Below are 18,488 nucleotides of genomic sequence, written 5' to 3'. Positions count from 1 at the left end.
GGGCGGGGTTGTCCACAGGGGGGCGGGGGTTGTCCACAGGGGCTTTGGTGGGGCTGGGTTGGTGGGCAGGGTGTTGGTGTGGGAGCACACCAGCTACTTCGCGACATCGCGGCCGGCCAGGACGGGATGGTCACCCTGACGCAGGCGCTGCGCGCCGGCCTGAGCAGGGACCAGGTCCGACAGTTGTGTCGGTCGGGCAGGTGGCAACGGCTCCTGCGTGGCTGGTACATACCGGACGCGGAGCCGAGCGAATCGACACTGCGGCGCGCGCGTGTACGGGCGGCCGTCGTAGGTCTCGGTCCAGGTGCCTTCGCCGTCCTGGACACGGCGTTGGACCTGCACGGCATCGCCGGACTCCGCAGGTTCACATCTCGGTGCCGGTTGACGGGCCCCGTCCCCAGCGCGCTCTCGCACCGTGGCTGGTCGTGCACCAGGTGACGGTCGGTCCCGGCGACGTCACCGAGATTGCGGGCATTCGCACGACCACGTCGCTCCGAACGGTCTCGGACGTCATTCTCCGGGTTGATCGTTACCCAGCCGTCTCGGTGCTCGACTCGGCGCTGAACCAGGGCCGCATCACTCCGGCGCAGTTGGCGGTGATCCCGAGTTTGATCCGGGGGCGACGGGGCGCGGTCGGGGCGCGTTCCTGGCTGGCGGAAGCGGACGGGCGTGCGCAGTCGCCGCTGGAGACGCGTACCCGGTTGCGGTGCGTGGACGGCCGGGTGCCGCCGGACGCGCTGCAACTGGAGGTACGGGATGACGACGGTTACCTGCTCGGCATCGGCGACCTGGGGTGGCGTGCCCCGAGGGTGATCGCGGAAGCGGACGGCCGCGACGCCCACGGCACCCTGGAGGCGGCTTTCGCCGATCGTCGCCGCCAGAACCGCCTGGTCAACGCCGGCTGGACGATTCTCCGCTTCACCTGGCAGGACACCCTGCACCCCACCTACATCCCCCACACGGTCCGCGAAGCGATCGCGGCGGCCCGCAACCAAGTCCGGTGATCAAGAGGTTTGCGTCAGAAACAGGTCGACGTCTGACGCAAACTTCTTGATCACCGGCGGCGTCAACGAGGGTGAGTGGTGGGCACAGTAGGATGCGAGGTCGTGCGGGTTCTTTTGGTGGGTGGTGGCGGGCGGGAGCATGCGCTCGCGCTCGGGTTGGTCGGCGACCCGGCTGTTTCCGTGTTGGTTGCTGCGCCGGGTAACCCGGGGATCTCCTCGGTGGCCTCGCTGCGGGCCGTGAACGCCTCCGATCCTGCCGCGGTGGCGGCGCTGGCTGTGGAGACCGGCGCTGACCTGGTGGTGATCGGGCCGGAGGCGCCCCTCGTCGCCGGGGTTGCCGACGCGGTACGCGCCAAGGGCATCGCCGTGTTCGGCCCGTCGGCCGAGGCAGCTCGGCTGGAGGGGTCCAAGGCGTTCGCCAAGGACGTGATGACCGCCGCGAACGTGCCGACCGCCCGGGCGTACGTCTGCACGGACGAGGAGAGCACCGCGCGGGCGCTCGACGAGTTCGGCGCACCGTACGTGGTGAAGGACGACGGGCTGGCGGCGGGCAAGGGCGTGGTGGTGACCGACGACCGGTCCGCCGCGCTGGCGCACGCCGCGGAGTGTGGCCGGGTCGTGGTCGAGGAGTTCCTCGACGGCCCGGAGGTCAGCCTCTTCGTGGTGACCGACGGCGAGGCGGCCCTGCCGCTGCTGCCCGCACAGGACTTCAAGCGAATCGGCGATGGTGACACCGGCCCGAACACCGGCGGCATGGGTGCGTACGCGCCGCTGCCGTGGGCTCCGCCCGGCCTGGTCGACGAGGTCATGCGTGAGGTCGTCCACCCGACCCTGGCCGAGTTGCGCCGTCGAGGTGCCCCGTTCGCCGGTCTGCTCTACGTCGGTCTCGCGATGACGGCCGCCGGCCCCCGGGTGATCGAGTTCAACGCGCGCTTCGGTGACCCGGAGACCCAGGTGGTGCTCGCGCTGTTGGAGACTCCGCTGGGTGGGCTGTTGCACGCGGCGGCCACCGGCACGCTGGCCGAGCACCCGCCGCTGCGGTGGCGGGACGGCGCCGCGGTCACCGTGGTGCTCGCCGCGCAGGGCTATCCGGCGGCGCCGCGTACCGGCGATGTGATCACTGGCGCGGACCGTCCGGGCATCATCCACGCCGGCACCGCGCTGCGGGCCGGCGACGGCGCGTTGCTGTCCGCCGGTGGCCGGGTCCTCTGCGGTACGGCCACCGGCGCCGACCTGGCCGCCGCGCGGGACGCCGCGTACGCGCTGGTGGACGGGGTGGAGTTGGCCGGGTCGCAGTACCGCACCGACATCGCCGCCGCCGCGGTCGAAGGTCGGATCACGATCCCGGGCTGAGCGTGGGTTCGGCGTCTCAGCCGTAGTAGCGGCGCAGTTCGCGGGCGAGCACCTTGCCGGTGGCGTTGCGGGGCAGGTATTTGACGTAGACCACGTCCCGGGGGACGGAGAACCGGGCCAGGTAGTGCCGCACGTACTCGCGGACCGCCTCCGGGTCGAGGGTCTCGCCCGGGTGCAGGGCGAGGAACGCGGCGAGCCGTTGGCCGTACTCGGGGTCGGGTACGCCGATCACGGCCGCCTCGCGGACCTGCGGTAGTTGGGCGAGCAGGTCCTCCACCTCGGACGGGAAGACGTTCTCGCCACCGGAGACGATCATGTCGTCGGCCCGGCCGTCGACGAAGAGCAGCCCGTCGGCGTTGAGTCGACCGAGGTCGCCGGTGTCGAGCAGCCCGTCGCGGGTCTCCCGGCTGACACCGGAGGTGTAGCCCTCGAACAGCATCTCGTTGCCGACGAAGATCCGACCGACCCGTCCCTCGGGCACCGGCTGGCCGGTGTCGTCGAGGATCTCCAGCCGGGTGCCGTGTGGTGGGCGGCCGGCGGTGGTGGGTGCCTGGCGCAGGTCGGGCGGGCCGGCGATGGAGGCCCAGGAGACCTCCGTGGAGCCGTAGAGGTTGTACAGCACGTCCCCGTAGACGTCCATGAACCGGGGCGCCAGCCCACCGGGCAGTGCCGAGCCGCTGACCGCGACGACCGTGAGGTTGGGGCGCGGGTCGGGCGGGGGGACCTCCAGCAGCCGTTGCACCATCACCGGTACGGCGAACAGAGCGTCGCACCGGTGTTCGACGAGGGCGGCGAGCGTGGCGGCCGGGTCGAAGCGGCGCTGCACCACGATGGTCGCCCGTAGCGCGAAACAGACCTGGAGGGCGGCGAATCCCCAGGTGTGGAAGATCGGTGCGGCGATCATCACCCGGTCCCGGGCGTGCAGGGGTATTCGGTCGATGATGGACACCAGTGGGCCGAATCCGTTGGGTGTGGGCCGGCGGGCGCCCTTGGGTGCCCCGGTGGTGCCGGAGGTGAGCACGATGATCCGGCCGTCGCGTTCCGGTGGGTGCAGCTCGCCCGGTAGGGCCCCGGCGACGAGTTCCTCGCGGCCGCGTTCGTCGAGGCGGGGCAGTTCGGCGGGGAGGCCGAGGACCCGTTCGGTGAACTCGTCGTCGTGCACCAGCAGGCGGAGTCGCTGCTCCTCGGCGACGGTGGCGAGCTGGGCCGCGGAGAGCCCGGTGTTGACGAGGACCGCGTCCACGCCCAGCAGGGTGGCCGCGACGATCGTCTCGATCAAGCCGTGGTGGTTGCGGCAGAGCACACCGATCCGGTCGCCGGCCTGTACGCCGAGCCCGGCCCGCATCGACCGGGCCATGCGTTCGGCCCGGTCGAGGAGGTCCTGGTAGGTCAGCTCGTTGCCGTCCTCGTCGATGACCGCCGGTCGTCCGGGGTCTCTCGCGGCTGCCTGGCGGAGTTCGCCGGCGAGGCTCCACCCCCATCTGCGCAGCGCGTTGAGCTGCGAGGCGATCCGGACCGGCCGGCCCGGGGTGAGCAGGCCACGACGGGTCAGCGTGGTGACGATGAACGGCAGGTCCATGCCGCAGACCTCCTTGGGGGTGGTACGCGAACAGCCCCCTTCAACCGGGGCGTCTTCCTTGATCATGCACCCGGCGTGCCGGTAGGCCCAGCCGGCGTCGGCGTGGAGTGACGAAGACGGCACGGATAGACAGGACGCCGCGTGCCTCCTCGGCCCGACCGACAGCCGGGCCGAGGAGGCAGCCGGGCCGAGGAGGCAGCCGGGCCGAGGAGCCAGCCGGGGGTCAGCGGATCTGCATCCCGGAGATGGCCCGTGAGATGACCAGTCGCTGGATCTCGGAGGTGCCCTCGAAGATGGTGTAGATCTTGGCGTCGCGGTACCAGCGCTCGACCGGGTGGTCGCGCAGGAAGCCGGCCCCGCCGAGCAGCTGCACCGCCTTCTCGGTGACCGACACCGCCACCTCACCGGCCTTGAGCTTGGACATCGAGCCCTCGCCCGCGGTGAACGGACGGTTGTTGCGGCCCATCCAGGAGGCCCTCCAGACGAGCAGCCGTGCCGCGTCGATCTCCATCCGCATGTCGGCCAGCGCGAACGCGACCGCCTGGTTCTCGATGATGGGCCGTCCGAACTGGACCCGGTCCTTGGCGTAGTCCAGGGCGTACTCGTAGGCGGCCCGGGCCACGCCGAGCGCCTGCGCGCCCACCGTGGGTCGGGACAGCTCGAAGGTGCGCATCGCGGCCTGTCCGCTGGCCCGCTGACCGGAACGGGCGCGGGCCAACCGCTCGTCCAGGGAGTCCTTGCCGCCGAGCAGGCAACGGCCGGGTACGCGTACCCCGTCGAGGAAGACGTCGGCGGTGTGCGATGCGCGGAGGCCGAGTTTGCGCAGCTTGCGGGTGGCGGTCAGGCCGGGGGTGCCGGGCGGTACGACGAACGCCGCCTGGCCCCGGGAGCCGAGCGTGGGGTCGATCGAGGCGGTGACCACGTGCACTCCGGCGATGCCGCCGTTGGTGGCGTACGCCTTCTGCCCGGTGAGCACCCACTCGTCGGTGGCCTCGTCGTAGACGGCCCGGGTGCGCATCGCGCCGACGTCGGAGCCGGCCTCGGGTTCGCTGGTGCAGAACGCGGCGACGGCCGGCGAGTCGATGTCGCCGAAGCACTGCGGCACCCACTCGACCATCTGCTCGGGGGTGCCGGTGCCGTAGATGGCGGCGACGGCGAGCGAGGTGCCGAAGATGCTCAGACCGATGCCGGCGTCACCCCAGAAGAGTTCCTCGCTGGCGATGGGGAGGGAGAGCCCGGTGGGGTCGGCCCAGCAGGTGGCGAGGAACTCGAAGCCGTAGAGGCCGACCTTGGCGGCTTCCTGGATCACCGGCCACGGGGTGTCCTCGCGCTCGTCCCACTCGGCGGCGGCCGGGCGCACGACCTCGGCGGCGAAGCCGTGCACCCAGTCGCGTAGATCCCGCTGTTCCTCGTTCAGGTCGAGCGAGAACTCGGCCATGTCAGGCCTTGGGGATGTCGAACAGGTTGGCGATGTTGGCGGCGAGCCCGAGGTCGCCCTTCGCCTTCAGCTTGCCGGTCATGAACATCATCACCGGGTTGGCGCCACCGGAGACGATCTTCAGGAACTCGACCGGGCCCATGGTCAGGCTCAGCTTCGGGTCGTGCTGCGGGGTCTCGCTCACCTCGCACTTGCCGTCGGCGATGACGACCTCGTAGGTGTCGCTGCCGCCGTCCGGGCGACCGGTGATGATCCAGTGGATGACCGCGTTGGTGGAGCCGGCCCGATCCGCGCGGAACAGCGACGGCATCCGTCCGAACACCTCGCCCAGGACCTTGCCGCGCAGGTCACCGGACATCACCTGGGTGATCTTGTCGTCCGGGGTGGACTTGACCAGCTGGGCGAACTCCTTGGGGCCGACGTTGGCGAAGGTGGCCGGGTCGAAGTCAGACATGAGGTACGCCTTCCGGAAGATTTGGCTACTCGCGCGTAACCCTACGCACGAGTAGGTATGCTCGCAAGGTGTCCACCGCGCCCGCCTTCAAGCGTCTGCCACGTGCCGTCCGTGAGCAGCAGATGCTCGACGCGGCCGTGAAAGTCTTCTCCCGGCGGGGTTTCCACGCTGCCAGCATGGACGAGATCGCGGAGGACGCGGGCATCTCCAAGCCCATGGTGTACGCGTACCTCGGCACGAAGGAAGAACTCTTCGTCGCCTGTCTGCACCGGGAGGGCACCCGGATGATGCAGGCCATCGCCGGCGCCGCCGTCCCCGACCTGCCGGCCGACGAACGGCTCTGGCGCGGGTTGAGGGCGTTCTTCGGCTTCGTTGGCGCACACCGTGACGGCTGGGCGGTGCTCTACCGGCAGGCCCGGGGCGAGCAGCCGTTCGCCGGCGAGTTGGCCACCATGCGGACCCGTCTGGTCGAGGTGGTGGCCGGGATGCTCGACCACGCCCTCCGCGCCGAGGGTCGCGAGATCACCGCCGTCGACCTGGAGGTCGTCGCGTACGCCCTGGTCGGCGCGTCCGAGTCGCTGGCGGACTGGCTCGCGGACCACCCGGAAGCCGACCCGGAGAAGACCGCCACCCGGATGATGAACGTGGCCTGGCTCGGCGCCGGCCAACTGCTGCACGGCGTCACCTGGCGCCCACCGATCGACTGACGTGCCGGTCAGCGACCGGAGGCGGCGCGGCGGTGTGCCCGGCGGCGCAGCCATCGGAAACACTCCAGGCCGAACGTGACGACCAGTGAGAGCCCCACGCCGACCAGGACGCCCTTCACCGGGTCACGTTCGAAGGCCAACCCGCCGAAGTAGCCGAGCAGCCCGCAGTACAGCGCCCAGGTGACTGCCGCGATGCTGTCGTACAGCAGGAACGCCCGTCGTGGATAGCGCACCGCGCCCATGGTGAGGGTGACGGCGGTCCGGCCGCCTGGCACGTACCGGCTGGTGGTCAGGATCATCCCGCCGCGTCGGTCCACGGCGCGGCGGGCCCAGTCGGAGCTGGCCCGTCGTCGGCTGCCGTCGGGCAGGCGGGCCAGCCGGTGGGCGCCCCCGCCCTGCCCGATGGCGTACGAGATGTGGTCGCCGATTACCGCACCGATGGCGGCGCTGGCGATCACCGCGGCCAGGTTGGGGCGCCCGCCGTTCGCGGAGAGCACCGCCGCGGTGATCACCGCCGCCTCGCCCGGCACCGCGGGGAAGAACGCGTCGACCGCGGTGAGAGCGAAGATCACCAGGTACACCCACGGTGACGTGACGGTCCCACGGATGAGGTCGAGCAGGGCGTCCATGACCCCATGCTCGCTGTGTGCGACCCGCCCGGTGGCCGAGTCGGCGGATCACCCGCGTTCGGTCGAGGACGTCAGGTCGGGCAGACCAGGGACGGTGGGGCTAGCAGCGGGCCGCGCGGGGTCTTGTCGTCGGCGGTGGGGCCGTGCGAGGTCAGCACCACCGGTGTGTCCAGCTCCGCGCTCACCGCCTCGGCCCAGTCCGGCGGCGGGTCGTCGTGCACCGGTCGGGAGCGCAGCAGGCGGGCGGTGAGGGCCGCCTGCCGATCCAGGTCGCCGGGCCGGCCCGGGGTGAGCCGGTCGGTGGTGTCGTAGCGCCGGCAGATCCGCAGGTCGGGGCCGGCGAGGTCGAGGTGGGTCAGCGCCAGGCCGTCGACCCCGCCGGCCGCGGCGAGGGCGTACCGGTGGGCGACCGCGTCGAAGTGGCCGAACCGGAACCGGCCCTGCCACGGGTTCGTCGGGTTGTGCGGATCGGCCAGAGGCAGGGCCGGGTCCTCGGTCACCAGCGGGCCGGCTCCGTGCCGGGTGGTGACGATCCGCAGCACGCCGAGCCGGGTCGCGTCGCCGGCCTGGCCCGCCTCGGCGAGCAGGTTGTCGGCGTTGGCGAACGTGGTGGTGCTCCACGTCGTGTACGGGTGGAAGCCGTGCCACTCGTCGAGCAGGATGCCCTGCGCGCCCTCGAAGACGCAGGTGCCGGCGCGCAGCGCCCCGGCGAGCCAGCTCCCGTTGACGATCTCGACCCGCCCGGCGAACCCGGTGAAGGCGGGCAGGCAGTCCTCGACCGGCGGGGCGTCCAGCGGGCCCAGTTCGGCGGTCAGCCGGTCCCGCAGGGCGGTCAACCTGCGACGCAGCACCGCCGGACGATGGCAGTCGGCGACCCGGGGTGCCTCGTCGGGGTGGGCGAGCCCGTACGCGACGGCCTCGCCCACCCCCAGCCCGCAGGAGCCGTGCCGGTCGGCTCCCCGGGCGATCTCCCGGGCCCGGTTGGCTGCCCGGTGGTACGGGGTGGCGAGCAGCGCGTCGGCGTCGACGGTCAGCCGGTCGAGCGCGTCGGGCACCCCGACCGTGGCGAGATGGTCGGCCTCGGCGGCCAGTGCCAGTGGGTCCACCACCACGTGCCGCGACAGGTGCGTACGGACACCGGAATGGAACAGGCCAGCGCCGAACTGCGCGAACGTGTGATGCCGCCCGTCGCGCAGCACGACGTTGTGCGCCGCCTGCGCGCCCCCGTTGAAGCGGACCACGGTGTGCACGGGTCGGGTGGCGCAGAGCCAGTCCACCACCGTGCCCTTGCCCGCGTCGCCGTAGCCGAGGTCGACCACCGCCACGTGCCTCACAGCCGGGTCACCGCACCGCTGGTGTCGCGGAACGCCGGCAGCGTGGACACCTCGGCCCGCCGCCCCCGGCCGAGGCGGGCCAGCGCCTTGGACACGGTGCCGGCGGCGGCCGAGCCGGTGCGGTGCAGGTGGCGAAGGCCCTCGTCCAGGTCGATGGCCTGTTCGCCGAGGCCGATGGTGAGCGCGATGGTCTCGCAGACCGCGTCGAGGTCGTCGAGCACGACGGCGTTCTGCCCGAGCAGGTCCCGCCAGAAGTCGAGGACCTTGGCGTTGCCGGCGTAGTGACTGCCGGCGGGGAGCAGATAGTAGGTGTCCCAGCGGCGGGTCACCTCGTCGACGACCTGCCGCAGTGGCACGTCCTCGGCCAGGTCGTCACCGATCAGGCCGGCCACCTCCCGGGCCTTCGCCTTCGGGTACGCCAGTTCGTCGCCGATGATGAACAGGTAGCCGCGCCGGCCGCGCTTCTCCCAACTGTCGGTGACGGTGTGTCGGGCCATGAAGTACATGGCCAGCTCGTACGACTCGCTCATCTGCCCGCCGCCACCGCCTTCGAGGACGATCCGGCCGAGGTCGTCGTCCATCCGGTTGTCCGACTCGAACTGGCCCACCTGCAACGGCACCCGGTCGCAGGTGGCGTCGCCGATCGCGCCGAACATGATCTGCGGGTCGCTGGCGTAGCCCTGCCGTTGCAGCAGCCCGAGCAGCTGCGGCAGCTTGGTCTGCAGGACGCGCGGGACCGTACGCATCGAGCCGGTCACGTCGAAGAGCACCGCGATGGGCGTCGACCGGGGGTGCTCGTCGGAGTCGCGGCTTTCACGGGTGGCGTCGCGGGGGTCGAGTGCGGCGTGCACGGTGCGTGCCCCGCTGTCGCTGTAGGAGAACGCGCTGCGGCCGGTGGAGCGCCGGTAGCGGTCGGCGGCGTCGTACACGTCGGTGGACCAGATTCCACTGCCCATGACAGCTCCTTACGGGTTGAGGGTGAAGGGTCGGAAGGTGCGTGGCCCGTAGAGCCGGTCCAGCACCTGGTCGAGTTCGCGCAGCAGACGCCACGCGTCGTCCGGTCGGGAGTCCAGCGACCGCTGCCGGCAGCCCTGCGCGAAGGCGTGCAGCTCGCGGGGCGCACGCGCCCCCATCAGCCAGCTCATGCAGCGGCTGGCCATCGCGATGTCGGTGCCCGGCCCGCAGGGCCGCTTGCGGGGGACCTCCTTCGGATACCACCCGTCGTGGCCGGGCACCAGGGCGGGAATCGTGCTGCCGACCGGGGCGGAGAAGCACCAGTCGACGAGCACCACGCCGTGGGCGTCCGGCTCGATGAGGACGTGTCGCGGCAGGACCGCGCCGTGCACCACGCCCGCCCGGTGGGCCAGGCCGAGCACCACCAGCAGCCGCCGCCACATCCAGGCCACGTCCCGGGCGTCCAGCCCGTCGGGGTACGCGCGCCGGACCTCGTCGAGGTCGTGCAGGCCGGGCGCGGTGGCGAGCACGTTGATCCGCCGTTGCGCGCCGGTCGCGGCGTCGCGGTGCAGGAACTCGTCGACGAGCCGGGGCACGTACGGCAGGTAGCGCGGGTCGCCCCGCTCGGCGATGGTGCACAGGGCATGCGCCTCGCGGGCCATCAGGTCGTTGTCGGTGGGTCGTCGGGGGAGCTTGAGCAGCCGGTCGTCGCCGACGTCGTAGAGGTCGGCCAGGTCGCCCGAGTGGACCGGCGCGCCGAGTCGGTAGTCACCGAGGACGGTGACCTGCCGGGCCTGCCACCGGCTGGTGACGTGGATGAACGCGTCGAGGGCTTCGGCGCGTACCGCCGGGTCGGCCGGCAGGCGGTCGGGGTGCAGGGCCGCGACCAGCTCGCGGTACCGCCGGGCCGGCTGGTCGGCGCCGAATAGGTCGGCATCGGTGCGGGCGGCCGCGACCAGGTCGATGGCCGCCGCCGTCCTCATCGCACCGTCTCCTCGCGGGCGGGGCGCAGCAGCGCCGGGTGCAGCAGCCGGGCGTCACCGGCCTGGTAGAGCCGGGCGCGGGGGCCGCCCCGGGCGCCGCCGCGTTCGGTGCTGGCGCCCGTGCTCTCCACGAAGCCCGGCACGGAGAGCACCTTGCGGTGGAAGTTGCCGGCGTGCAGCGGGTGACCCCAGACCGTCTCGTAGACGGCGCGCAGCTCACTGATGGTGAACTCGGCGGCGAGGAAACGCGTGGCGAGCGGCGTGTACTCCAGCTTGGACCGGGCCCGCTCCAGCGCGTCGTCGATGATCCGGCCGTGGTCGAAGGCCAGCTGCCGGCTGGTCAACGCGGTCACCGGCAGCCAGATCGCCTCGTCGGCGTCGGTGCCGGCGGCCGGGTCCGGCAGGTCGGGGGCGAACGCGAGGTGAGCGATCGAGACGACTCGCATCCGCGGGTCGCGGTCGGGCGTGCCGTAACTGCCCAACTGCTCCAGGTGTACGCGGCTCAGCCCTTCACCGCCGAGCCCGGTCTCCTCGGCCAGCTCCCGTCGGGCACCCGCGGTCAGGTCTTCGTCGGGGCGGACGAAGCCGCCGGGCAGCGCCCAGTGCCCCTCGAACGGCGCCTGTCCGCGCCGGATCAGCAGGAGGTGCAGTGCGCCGTCGCGGATGGTCAGTGCCACCACGTCGACGGTCACGGCGACCGACGGGTAGTCCCGCGGGTCGTACGTCGCCAGGAAATCCTGCTCGTTCACCGTGTCACTCTCATTCTGAGAACATCTCGTTGTGAGAACAACCTAGCGCACGGATGCAACCCTGCCAAGAGGGCTCAGCGCACGAGACCCGCCAGGTGCGGCCGTCCGCGGGAGTCGTGCAGGGCGAAAACGCCGTCCGGCAAGAGGGCGAAGTTGACGGTGCTCGGCAGCGGTACGGGCACCTTGAAGGCGACCTCGACGGTGTAGGCGTCGGGCAGCCGGGCCTCCAGCGCGGCCAGGCAGCGCGCCTTGCTCCACATGCCGTGCGCGATCGGCCGGCGGAAGCCGAACAGCCGTGCCCCGAGCAGGCTGGTGTGGATCGGGTTGTGGTCACCGGAGACCCGGGCGTACTCCGTACCGACGCGGGATTCCACCCGCCAGCGCGCGGTGGCCACCGGAGCCGCGGGACGCTCGCCTCGGTCCCGCCCGGCGGGCCTGCGCTCCCGACCCAGGTACGTCGAGACGCCGCGCCAGACCTCCTCCCCGTCGACCGAGCCGACCAGCACCACGTCCACCTGTCGCCCCCGGTCGTGCGGGCGCAGGTTCTCCGCGTACGTCGTGAAGTCGAGGGTCTCGTCGGCGGTGATCGGGCGGCGCACGGTGATCCGGTTCTCGACATGCACCAGGCCGATCAGCGGGAGGGGAAACTCCGGCGCGGTCATCAGCCGCAGGGCCAGCGGAAAGCCCAGGACGTGCGGGAACGTGCCCGGCAGCCGGTCGGTGAGCCGGAATCCGCAGACCCGGACGTAGTCGGCCAGGTGCGCCCGGTCGACGGTGATCCCGCCGACGCCCAGCTCGACCGCCGGCAGGTCGGGTCCACGCCGCCCGCCGCCGAGGCCCGGCACCGCACCGAGCACGGCCCTGCGGTACAGCGCGCCGGCCGCCGGCAGCCGGGGCAGCTCCACGAGCGTGCGGCCGCCCGACTCCGGCCGGCGAGCCGCGGCCTGGGTCTGCGCCGACAGGGTCTCCGTCGGGCCGTCGATCAGCTCGTGCAGGGAGAGTTCGTCGTCCGCGCCGCCCATCACGCCCCCAGCAGGCTCTGGCCGCAGACCCGGACCACGTTGCCGCTGACCGCGCCGCTGGCCGGCCAGGACAGCCAGCCGATCGTCTCGGCCACGTCCACCGGCAGCCCGCCCTGGGCCAGGCTGTTCATCCGTCGGCCCGCCTCCCGGACCACCAGCGGGATGCGCGCGGTGAGCCGGGTCTCGATGAAGCCGGGGGCCACCGCGTTGACGCTGATGTCCCGGTCGCGCAGAGCCGGGGCGAGCGCGTCGACCAGCCCGATCACGCCGGCCTTGCTGGTGGCGTAGTTGGTCTGCCCCCGGTTGCCGGCGATCCCGGCGATCGAGGAGACCCCGATGATCCGGCCGCCGGCTGGGATCAGCTCCCGCTCCAGCAGCACGTCGTTGATCCGCTCCTGGCTGGACAGGTTGACGTCGACGACCTGGTCCCACCGATCGGCGTCCATCCGGCCGAGCGTCTTGTCCCGGGTGATGCCGGCGTTGTGCACCACCACGTCGACGCGGCCGTGCCGGCCCGCCAGGTGGTCGGCGAGTCGGGTCGGCGCGTCCGGGGCGGTCAGGTCGAGCTGGAGGGCCGTACCGCCGATGTCGTTCGCCACGGCGGCGAGCGCGTCCCCGGCCGCCGGGATGTCGAGCGCGACGACCTTCGCGCCGTCGCGGGCGAGCACCGTCGCCAGCGCCGCGCCGATGCCCCGCGCGGCGCCGGTGACCAGCACGACCTGCCCGTCCAGCGGGCGGTCCCAGTCGGCCGGGGCGCTCGCCGCGCCGGCACCGACCCGGATGACCTGGCCCGAGACGTACGCGGACCGGCCGGACAGCAGGAACCGGAGCGTCGACTCGAGGCTCGTCCCGGTGCCGCCCTCGGCGCGCGTCACGTAGACGAGCTGCGCGGTGCTGCCCCGGCCGAACTCCTTGCCGATGCTGCGCACCAGCCCCTCCAGGGCGCGTTGGGCGGTCGCCTCGCGGGGCGTCGCGCACTCCTGCGGCGGGGTGCCGAGCACGATCACCCGGCCGCTGGGCAGCACGGACCGGGCCTGCGGGTGGAAGAAGTCGTAGAGCTGACGCAGCTGGGTGGAGTCGGTGATGCTGCTGGCGTCGTACACCAGGGCTCCGAAGCGATCCTGCGGTCCGGTCGTGCCGGTGTCGCGCAGCTCGACCCCGGCGGCGGTCAGGATCTTGGCAACCGGGTCGGCGAGCCGGCCGCCGGTGGCCGCGCCGAGCAGGGCCGGCCCGGGCAGCAGCGGGTCGCCGGGGTGGTACCGGCGCAGCCGGGGCGGGTCGGGCAGCCCGAGGCGCTTGACCAGCGCTCGGCCGGCGGCCGATTGGACGAAGCTCGCGTACCTGTCGGTCATGGGCGTAGCCTACTGGCGAGTAGGGTTCGAGCAACACATGTCGAGGAGGCGGATCGTGCAGAGCACCCGGCGGGTCGCGGTCATCGGGGGCAACCGCATCCCCTTCGCCCGTTCCAACTCCCGCTACGCGGACGCGTCCAACGCGGACCTGCTCGGCGCGGCACTGGACGGTCTGATCGCCCGGTACGGGCTGGCCGGGCAGCGGGTCGGCGAGGTGGTGACCGGGGCGGTGCTCAAGCACTCCCGCGACTTCAACCTCACCCGCGAGGTCGTCCTCGGATCCCGACTCGACCCGCACACTCCGGCGTACGACATCCAGCAGGCCTGCGGCACCGGCCTGGAGGCGGCGATCCTCGTCGCCAACAAGATCGCCCTCGGGCAGCTCGACGTGGGCATCGCCGGCGGGGTCGACACCACCTCCGACGCGCCCCTCGCGGTCAACGAGGAGATGCGGCGCACGCTGCTCAAGCTCAACTCGGCCCGGACGCTCGGCGCGCGGCTGAAGATCGCGGCGAAGCTGCGCCCGCTCCAGCCCTTCAAGCCGGAGATCCCGCGCAACGCCGAACCGCGTACCGGCCTGTCCATGGGGGACCACGCGGCCCGCACCGCGGTGCAGTGGCAGATCGACCGGCGCTCCCAGGACGAGTTGGCGCTGCGCTCGCACCAGCGGCTGGCCGCCGCGTACGACCGGGGCTTCTTCGACGACCTGATGACGCCGTACCTGGGGCTCACCCGCGATGCGAACCTCCGCCCGGACACCACCCTGGAGAAGCTCGGCGCGCTGAAGCCGGTCTTCGGCACCCGCGGCCCGGACGCCGAGCAGGCCACCATGACCGCCGGCAACTCGTCGCCGCTCACCGACGGCGCGTCCACCGTCCTGCTGGCCAGCGAGGAGTGGGCGGCGGCGCACAACCTGCCCGTCCTGGCCTGGTTCAGCTGGTCGGAGACCGCGGCGGTGGACTTCGTGCACGGCGACGAGGGGCTGCTGATGGCACCCGCGTACGCGGTGCCCCGGATGCTGGCCCGCGCCGGGCTGACGTTGCAGGACTTCGACTACTACGAGATCCACGAGGCGTTCGCGTCGCAGGTGCTGGCCACCCTCGCCGCCTGGGAGTCGCCGGAGTTCTGCAAGGACCGCCTCGGGTTGGACGCGCCGCTGGGCGGGATCGACACCGACCGGCTCAACGTGAACGGCTCCTCGCTGGCCGCCGGGCACCCGTTCGCCGCCACCGGCGGGCGGATCGTCGCCACGCTCGCCAAGCTGCTCGCCGAGAAGGGTGGCGGGCGCGGACTGATCTCGATCTGCGCCGCCGGCGGTCAGGGCGTCACGGCGATCCTGGAGCGCTGAGCGCCTCGATCGTCCCTTCCCGGGGCACCAGCCAACCGGCGTTAACGGACCGTTCAGGAGTCGGCCCGCTGGTGGAGGGTTTACCACGCGATGGTGATCGCTGCTGAACCGATCACTCCTGCGTGCGGAACGGGGCCGTAACACCATGGAGTCCGTCGTTCCACGGACAACCACCCTCTCGGTGGTCATCCCGATGTTCAACGAGACCGCGGTCATCCCGGCCCTGGTCGCCAGGCTGCGGCCGGTGCTCGACGCGCTCGGCGTCGACTACGAGGTGGTCGCCGTCGACGACGGCAGCCGGGACGACACCGTGTCGGTGCTCTTCGACCACGGCCGGGACTGGCCGCAGCTGCGGGTGCTGCGGCTGCGGCGTAACAGCGGCCACCAGGCGGCGCTGACCGCCGGGCTGCACCGGGCCGTCGGCCGGTGGGTGGTCAGCCTGGACGCCGATCTCCAGGATCCGCCGGAGACCATCGCCGAGATGCTCCGCGTGGCCCGCGAGGACGGAGTGGATGTCGTCTACGGCGTTCGCGCCGACCGCAGCACCGACACGGTCTTCAAGCGCAACACCGCCCGTGGCTACTACTGGGCGATGCGTCGGCTCGTCGGCGTCGACCTGCCCGCGCAGGCCGGCGACTTCCGGTTGCTCAGCCGGGACGTGATCGAGGTCCTGCGCCAACTGCCGGAACGTGCCCCGGTCTACCGGCTGCTGGTGCCGTCGCTCGGCTTCCCGAGCGCCGAGGTGCGCTACGACCGTGCGGCCCGCGCCGCCGGGGAGACGAAGTACCCGCTGCGCCGAATGGTGGCCCTGGCCTGGGAAAGCACGGCGAACTTCTCCGCCGCGCCACTGCGTCTGGCCACCTGGCTGGGGATGTCGAGCTTCCTGCTCTGCCTCGCGCTGATCGTGTTCGGCATGGTCGTTCACGTCTCCGGCGCCACCATCCCCGGCTGGACCTCGATGTTCGTCGCGGTGCTGCTGCTCAGCGGGGTGCAGCTGGTCTGCCTCGGCCTGCTCGGCGAGTACGTCGGCCGGATCTACGCCACCGTGCAGAACCGGCCGGCCTTCCACATCGGGTTCGACTCCCACGACGAGCTGCCGGGCACCGGGACGGTCCCGCGGAGCCGGGGCGACGACGGCTCGCGTACGCCGACCGTCGGACCGGCGGTCGGCGTCCGTGGCTGACACCCTGCTGGCCGATCGGATCGACACCCCGGCCCCGGCGACACGGCGAAACGCCCTCCTACCGGTCCTCACCACGCTGCCCTGGGTGCTCGTGATCGCCGCGCTGCTCCTGGTCTGGTCGCGCGGCAGCGTGCCGGCCCCGGATCTCGCCCGGTTCTCCGCGTACTGGGTCCTCGCGCTCATCCTCCCCGGGACCCTGGTGCACCGCGCGCTACGCGGCAGCCGGGGCAACCTTCCGGAGGACCTCGGCTTCGGCGCGGCCACCGGCCTGTTGCTGGAGCTCGCCGCCTGGGCGTTGGCCGCGGCGACCGGCCAGCAGTCCCTGCTGCGGTGGTGGCCGCTGCCCGTACTCATCGCCTTCGCCGCCGTTCCCGGGCTGCGTCGGCACTGGCGGGTCGGCGAGCACCGACCCCTGCCGGTCGCCTGGCACTGGGGGATGGGCGCGGCGCTGCTGGTGGTGCTGGCCTGGTCGTACACCCAGTGGCGGATGGTCGCGCTGCCCCCGGTGTACGGCGGCTACTACCCGGACGTGCTCTACCACCTGGGGCTGGTGCAGGAGCTGACCCGGGCGATGCCGTTCGAGTTGCCGCACGTCGCGGGAGAGGCCCTGCGCTACCACTACCTCTCCGACGCGCACATCGCGAGCGGCAGCATGGTCACCGGCATCCCGCCGGAGATGGTGCTGCTGCGACTCTGGCTGGTGCCGGTTGTCGGTACGGCGGTGCTGCTCGCGGCCGGGCTCGTCCGTGATCTGAGTCGGGCGGTCTGGGCCGGCCCGGTGGTCGCCCTCACCGCCCTCACCGGGAGCGCGGTCACGCTCGGCTCACCCGTGGGCGCGTCCGGCGAGATGCCGCTGTCGTACGCCAGCCCGTCGCAAACGTACGTGCTGGTGCCGTTGCTGCTGCTCGCCGGCCTCTGTGTCGACGTGGCCCGGGGGCGTTCCCTCGGCCCGGCGTGGCCGCTGGTCCCGGCGCTCGGGCTGGTGTGTGCGGGGGCGAAATCCAGCGCCCTGCCGCCACTGGTCGCCGGCCTGGGTCTCACCGCGGTGGTCTTCTGGTGGCGGAAGCGGCAGATCCCACGACCCGCGCTGGCCGCGCTGGCCTGCCTCGTGGCGGCGATGGCGCTCGGCTTCCGGCTGTTCGCCGGTGGCGGGGCCTCCACGCTGCGCGTGCAGGGGTTGGCGTTGCTGCACTTCATCGCCCCGTACGCCGAAACTCTCGGCCCGGGTGACGGCATCTGGCCGAGTGCGCCGCTGCCGCCCGGCATCAACGACGGTGGCGCCCTCGGGTGGCTGCTGGCGTTCTCCGTGGTCGCCTGGTGGGTGTTGGGTCAGGCGCCACGGTGGGTGGGCATGAGCCTGCTCGTCGACCGGGGGCACCGGGCCGACCCGGCCGTCTGGCTGCTCGCCGGCACGGTCCTGGCCGGGGCTGCCACCACCTGGGTGTTCCAGCACCCGTCGATCAGTCAGATCTACTTCTGGATGGGTGTCATCCCGATCGGCGTCGTGCTGACCACCTGGTCCCTCGCCGAGGCTCGGGCACCCTGGCCGGCGCTGGTGGTCCCCGCCGTGGCCGGCGCGTTGGCGGGGCTCGCCACGGCCGGCACGGTGGTGGGTCTCGCCGTGCCGAGGATCAACCGTCCCGGCACCCCCACCACCTCGACGATCGAGGGGTGGCTCCGGGTGCTGGGTCTCTCGGCGGCCCGGTACGTGCTGTTCGTGGCGGTGGCCGCCGCGCTCGCCGTCGGAGTGGCGGCCCTGTGGCGGCGTCGCGTCCCCTCGCCGGGCAGTCCCCGGCGGGCGGCGACGATCGCCCTGGCCGGGATCACCGCCGCGATGCTCGGTGCCAGCGCCGCCGTCGTGGTGGGCGGGACCGTCCGCTCGGTGCTGACCGAGCCGGGCCCGCCGGCCACCGGGCCGCAGCCGTACGCGCTGACCGCCGACGAGATGCGCGCCGCGCTGTGGCTGGACGACAACGCCGCCGACGACGACGTGGTCGCCACCAACGTGCACTGCCGGCCGGTGCGGACCACCCCGCACTGCGACGCCCGTGCGTTCTGGGTGACCGGCCTGGGCGGGCACCGCACCGTGGTGGAGAGCTGGGGCTACACCGACGCGGTCGTGGCCGCGCACGGCGTGCAGAACCTCGGGTACGCCCGGCAGAACTTCCCCGACCAGGCGCTGCTCGCGCTCAACGACGGGGTGTTCAGCGCCCCGACCCCGGCCGACCTGGACCGGCTCCGGACGGCGCACGGGGTCCGGTGGCTGTTCGCCGACACCCGGGCCGGTGCCGTGTCGGCGGAGTTGGCCCGGCTGGCCCAGGTCCGGCTGGTCGCCGGCCCGGTCACCATCTACCAGCTCAACCGCCCCTGAGCGGCCCGGTCCGGGTGGCCGGCCCCGG

General features: G+C 72.6%; 17 protein-coding genes. 7 read left to right on the top strand and 10 right to left on the bottom strand.

Translation table 11 applies throughout. The features are described 5' to 3' along the window. Nucleotides 1–126 precede the first annotated feature (126 nt). From O7620_RS24205 to purD, 3 genes are all read left to right on the top strand, one after another. Nucleotides 127–438 carry a type IV toxin-antitoxin system AbiEi family antitoxin domain-containing protein gene (locus O7620_RS24205; protein ID WP_278127130.1) on the top strand — a complete coding sequence of 104 codons (312 nt, stop codon included), beginning with the start codon at nt 127–129 and terminating at the stop codon, nt 436–438. A 107-nt stretch (nt 439–545) separates the two neighbouring features. Next, nucleotides 546–1,004, top strand: a complete 459-nt coding sequence (locus tag O7620_RS24200) for a hypothetical protein (protein ID WP_278125324.1) — start codon at nt 546–548, stop codon at nt 1,002–1,004. 102 nt (nt 1,005–1,106) lie between these two features. Next, a complete protein-coding gene (purD, locus tag O7620_RS24195) occupies nt 1,107–2,357 on the top strand; it encodes a phosphoribosylamine--glycine ligase (protein WP_278125323.1) in 1,251 nt (416 codons plus the stop codon). A gap of 16 nt (nt 2,358–2,373) precedes the next feature. On the opposite strand, the gene O7620_RS24190 is transcribed toward purD, so the two are convergent. The 3 genes from O7620_RS24190 to O7620_RS24180 form a co-directional block, all read right to left on the bottom strand. Continuing rightward, entirely contained in the window at nt 2,374–3,936 is a 1,563-nt protein-coding gene (locus O7620_RS24190) for an AMP-binding protein (RefSeq protein ID WP_278125322.1), read from the bottom strand. Nucleotides 3,937–4,159: 223 nt separating this feature from the next. Further along, entirely contained in the window at nt 4,160–5,374 is a 1,215-nt protein-coding gene (locus tag O7620_RS24185) for an acyl-CoA dehydrogenase family protein (RefSeq protein WP_278125321.1), read from the bottom strand. Between the two features lies 1 nt (nt 5,375). Further along, the gene (locus tag O7620_RS24180; protein ID WP_278125320.1) at nt 5,376–5,828 is read right to left on the bottom strand and encodes an SCP2 sterol-binding domain-containing protein; all 453 of its coding nucleotides are present in this window, start codon (nt 5,826–5,828) and stop codon (nt 5,376–5,378) included. A 68-nt stretch (nt 5,829–5,896) separates the two neighbouring features. On the opposite strand from O7620_RS24180, the gene O7620_RS24175 reads away from it, so the two are divergent. Then, nucleotides 5,897–6,535: a TetR/AcrR family transcriptional regulator gene (locus O7620_RS24175; protein ID WP_278125319.1), complete on the top strand. Its 639-nt coding sequence runs from the start codon at nt 5,897–5,899 to the stop codon at nt 6,533–6,535. 8 nt (nt 6,536–6,543) lie between these two features. Here the strand turns inward: O7620_RS24175 and O7620_RS24170 are convergent, their stop codons facing one another. The 7 genes from O7620_RS24170 to O7620_RS24140 form a co-directional block, all read right to left on the bottom strand. After that, nucleotides 6,544–7,164 (bottom strand): DedA family protein, encoded by a 621-nt coding sequence (locus tag O7620_RS24170; RefSeq protein ID WP_278125318.1) that lies wholly within the window; start codon nt 7,162–7,164, stop codon nt 6,544–6,546. Nucleotides 7,165–7,235: 71 nt separating this feature from the next. Further along, nucleotides 7,236–8,498: an adenylosuccinate synthetase gene (locus O7620_RS24165; protein WP_278125317.1), complete on the bottom strand. Its 1,263-nt coding sequence runs from the start codon at nt 8,496–8,498 to the stop codon at nt 7,236–7,238. Next, on the bottom strand, nt 8,495–9,454 hold the full coding sequence (locus O7620_RS24160; protein WP_151491483.1) for a hypothetical protein: 960 nt from the start codon (nt 9,452–9,454) through the stop codon (nt 8,495–8,497). Before O7620_RS24160 ends, O7620_RS24165 begins: the two co-directional genes overlap by 4 nt. 9 nt (nt 9,455–9,463) lie before the next feature. Beyond that, entirely contained in the window at nt 9,464–10,435 is a 972-nt protein-coding gene (locus O7620_RS24155) for a serine/threonine protein kinase (RefSeq protein ID WP_278125316.1), read from the bottom strand. Further along, a complete protein-coding gene (locus O7620_RS24150) occupies nt 10,432–11,184 on the bottom strand; it encodes an NUDIX domain-containing protein (RefSeq protein ID WP_278125315.1) in 753 nt (250 codons plus the stop codon). Before O7620_RS24150 ends, O7620_RS24155 begins: the two co-directional genes overlap by 4 nt. Nucleotides 11,185–11,258: 74 nt before the next feature. Beyond that, nucleotides 11,259–12,206, bottom strand: coding sequence for a MaoC/PaaZ C-terminal domain-containing protein (locus O7620_RS24145; protein WP_278125314.1), 948 nt, complete (start codon nt 12,204–12,206; stop codon nt 11,259–11,261). After that, complete coding sequence (locus O7620_RS24140; RefSeq protein ID WP_278125313.1) at nt 12,206–13,558, bottom strand: 3-oxoacyl-ACP reductase; 1,353 nt, start codon at nt 13,556–13,558, stop codon at nt 12,206–12,208. Before O7620_RS24140 ends, O7620_RS24145 begins: the two co-directional genes overlap by 1 nt. 55 nt (nt 13,559–13,613) lie before the next feature. On the opposite strand from O7620_RS24140, the gene O7620_RS24135 reads away from it, so the two are divergent. The 3 genes from O7620_RS24135 (at nt 13,614) to O7620_RS24125 (ending at nt 18,460) form a co-directional block, all read left to right on the top strand. Further along, on the top strand, nt 13,614–14,906 hold the full coding sequence (locus tag O7620_RS24135) for an acetyl-CoA C-acetyltransferase (RefSeq protein ID WP_278125312.1): 1,293 nt from the start codon (nt 13,614–13,616) through the stop codon (nt 14,904–14,906). A 145-nt stretch (nt 14,907–15,051) separates the two neighbouring features. Continuing rightward, the gene (locus tag O7620_RS24130) at nt 15,052–16,089 is read left to right on the top strand and encodes a glycosyltransferase family 2 protein (protein ID WP_151491489.1); all 1,038 of its coding nucleotides are present in this window, start codon (nt 15,052–15,054) and stop codon (nt 16,087–16,089) included. After that, entirely contained in the window at nt 16,082–18,460 is a 2,379-nt protein-coding gene (locus O7620_RS24125; RefSeq protein ID WP_278125311.1) for a hypothetical protein, read from the top strand. The genes O7620_RS24130 and O7620_RS24125 overlap by 8 nt, the downstream gene beginning before the upstream one ends. Nucleotides 18,461–18,488 lie beyond the last annotated feature (28 nt).

Source organism: Micromonospora sp. WMMD710 (assembly GCF_029626045.1).
Taxonomy (GTDB): domain Bacteria; phylum Actinomycetota; class Actinomycetes; order Mycobacteriales; family Micromonosporaceae; genus Micromonospora.
The sequence above is the reverse complement of the archived record's forward strand: the minus strand, read 5'-3'. Positions and strand labels throughout refer to the sequence as shown.